This is a genomic window from Streptomyces sp. NPDC059003 (assembly GCF_042740445.1).
GTDB lineage: Bacteria > Actinomycetota > Actinomycetes > Streptomycetales > Streptomycetaceae > Streptomyces.
Genome location: NZ_JBHYJH010000077.1, coordinates 41,514 through 44,019 on the forward strand (window position 1 = coordinate 41,514; position 2,506 = coordinate 44,019).

Sequence of the window (2,506 nt, forward strand, 5' to 3'; positions counted from 1 at the left end):
GCCGCGGCGTGGGGTCCGCGGGCCGCGCGGCCGGGGTGGTGGGGAGAAGGCGCGCGGCGGGCCCGCCCACGGACCGGTGCGGCGCGCGGTCGGTGGACGTGGTGCCGGGGAACGGCGGCTGCGGCAGGTGCGCGGGGTGGTGGTGCGCGGCCGTCACGCGGACGGCGTGCGGCGTGTCCGGGGCGTGGGGCCCGCGGACCGTGGTGACCTGGTCAGGCGCGGTCCGGTGGACGGTGGGCGCCGCCCAGGCCTGGGTCGCGGCGGCGCGGGACGGGGCGACGAACGCGAGCACGGCGACGACGGCCGACAGCAGGGACGCGGCAAGCCGCGCCGACCGGATGCGATGCGGCACGCGGCGCCTCCCCGTCGAGTGTTCGTCGGCCTGGTCGTGTGGTCGTCCGGTGGGCGCGGGTGCGCCGAAGACGTAACGGACGGACGGAGGGGCGGAGTTCCCGTCAAGGCCCCGGTCTGGGAATTCGCCGATGGCACAACCCGTACGCCGTCGGCAGAACGCGCACCGCGCCGCGAACCGCCGCTCCTACCCTGAAGCGGTGAGCAGCCACGCGAACCACGCCGCCAGCCGCCCCGACGACACCGAGGGCCGCGCGGACCTGCACGCCCGCGTCATCCCCCTGCGCCCCGCGCCACCGGAGCCCGCGTCGCCCGAGCCGCTGTGGCGGCACCTCGTGGGCGACGTACTGCGGCGTGAGCGTCTCGCGCAGGAGCGCACCTTGAAGGACGTCTCGGACGCCGCCCGGATCTCGGTGCCCTATCTCTCCGAGGTGGAGCGCGGCCGCAAGGAGGCGTCGTCCGAGGTGCTCGCCGCGGCCGCGCACGCGCTCGGGCTCGGCCTCGGCGATCTGCTCTCCCTGGCCCAGGACGAGTTGGCCACGTACCGGCGCGGGCCGGCCGCCCGGAGCCGCAAGGCCGGGCCGCCGACCGCGACGGCCCCCCACCACGGCGGCCGCCACCAGGCCCGGCTGAGCCTGGTCGCCTGAGCCCACCGCCCGAACCGTACGGCGTACCGGCCTGACCGGTACGCCGTACAGCCATGGGCGTCAGACCAGGACCGCAGCCCGGCGCCGGCTGACCACCTCGTCGGCGAGGCCGTACGCCACCGCCTCGTGCGCGGTGAACACCTTGTCGCGGTCGGTGTCCGCCCGCAGCGTCGCCACGTCGTGGTGCGTGTGCCGGGACAGGACCTCCTCGACCTGCGCGCGGATGCGCACCATCTCCTTGGCGTGCAGGCTCAGGTCGGACACGGTGCCCTGCTGGCCTCCGCTCGCGGGCTGGCCGAGCAGCACGCGCGCGTGCTCCAGGACGAACCGCCGCCCGGGGTCGCCCCCGGCGAGGAGGACGGCCGCGGTGGAGGCGGCCTGCCCCACGCAGAAGGTGGAGATCGGCGCGCTGATGAACGACATGGTGTCGTAGATCGCCATGAGCGAGGTCACCGAGCCGCCGGGCGAGTTGATGTAGAGCGAGATCTCGCGGTCCGGGGCCGAGGACTCCAGGTGGAGCAGCTGGGCGATGACGACGTTGGCGACGCCGTCGTCGATCTCGGTGCCGAGGAAGATGATGCGCTCGGAGAGCAGCCGGCTGTAGATGTCGTAGGCCCGCTCGCCCTGCGGGGTGCGCTCGACGACCGTCGGAATCGTGTACTGGCTCATGGCTACAGTCCCATCCGTCGCTTCGACGCGGCCGGGCGTACGTCGTCGAGCGAGACGACGACGTGGTCGACCATGCCGTACTCCTTGGCCTGTTCGGCCGTGAACCAGCGGTCGCGGTCGCCGTCGCGGGCGATCGTCTCCGGGCTCTGGCCGGTGTGCTCGGCGGTGATCCGCTCGATGGACCGCTTCGTGTACTCCAGGTTCTCCGCCTGGATCGCGATGTCCGCGGTGGTGCCGCCGACGCCGGCCGACGGCTGGTGCATCATGATGCGCGCGTTCGGCAGCGCGTGCCGCTTGCCCGGCGTGCCCACGGTGAGCAGGAACTGCCCCATGCTGGCGGCGAATCCCATGGCCAGCGTCGACACGTCGTTCGGGATCAGGCGCATCGTGTCGAAGATCGCGAGCCCCGCGTGCACCGAACCGCCGGGGCTGTTGATGAACAGGGCGATGTCGGTCCGCGGGTCCTGCGCGGACAGCAGGAGCAGCTGGGCGCAGACGCGGTTCGCGGACACCTCGTCGACCTGCGTGCCCAGGAGCACGATCCGCTGGTCGAGCAGTTGGCCCGCGAGCCGGTCGTCGAACCGGGTCGCTTCCGTGTCGCCGTCCTCGGCGCGCGGGGGCGCCGCCCTCTCCGTACGCAGCAGTGTCATGGCACACCTTCCTGGTCGTGACGCGTCGTGGCGCGTCGTGGCTCTCGTGGCGCGTGTCGGCACGGCCGGTGCGTCCACTGTGGCCCGGCGGGAGGTGCGGTGGCCCGGATCTTGGCTGGTGGCAGATTCGCTGAGGGCAGACCCGCGCCGCCGCCCGGCGGCGGGGCCGGGTGACCTCAGCGGAGGGTG

At 74.0% G+C, this 2,506-nt stretch carries 4 protein-coding genes; 1 reads left to right on the forward strand and 3 read right to left on the reverse strand.

Features of this window, described 5'->3' with window-relative positions:
• Window positions 1-352 (reverse strand): hypothetical protein (locus tag ACFWZ5_RS25345; RefSeq protein WP_384891285.1); only part of this gene is annotated, 352 nt, incomplete at its 3' end.
• Window positions 353-551: 199 nt separating this feature from the next.
• On the opposite strand from ACFWZ5_RS25345, the gene ACFWZ5_RS25350 reads away from it, so the two are divergent.
• Window positions 552-998: a helix-turn-helix domain-containing protein gene (locus ACFWZ5_RS25350; RefSeq protein WP_384800095.1), complete on the forward strand. Its 447-nt coding sequence runs from the start codon at window positions 552-554 to the stop codon at window positions 996-998.
• Between the two features lie 60 nt (window positions 999-1,058).
• Here ACFWZ5_RS25350 and ACFWZ5_RS25355 read toward each other — a convergent pair whose 3' ends face one another.
• A complete protein-coding gene (locus ACFWZ5_RS25355; RefSeq protein WP_384800092.1) occupies window positions 1,059-1,667 on the reverse strand; it encodes a ClpP family protease in 609 nt (202 codons plus the stop codon).
• 2 nt (window positions 1,668-1,669) lie between these two features.
• Window positions 1,670-2,317, reverse strand: coding sequence for an ATP-dependent Clp protease proteolytic subunit (locus ACFWZ5_RS25360; protein WP_384800089.1), 648 nt, complete (start codon window positions 2,315-2,317; stop codon window positions 1,670-1,672).
• Between the last annotated feature and the right edge of the window lie 189 nt (window positions 2,318-2,506).

What these genes read in the sequence shown, in the direction of transcription:
- ACFWZ5_RS25355 (WP_384800092.1), bottom strand. Translation starts at nt 1,667, where the DNA reads ATGAGCCAGTACACGATTCCGACGGTCGTCGAGCGCACCCCGCAGGGC.
- ACFWZ5_RS25360 (WP_384800089.1), bottom strand. Translation starts at nt 2,317, where the DNA reads ATGACACTGCTGCGTACGGAGAGGGCGGCGCCCCCGCGCGCCGAGGAC.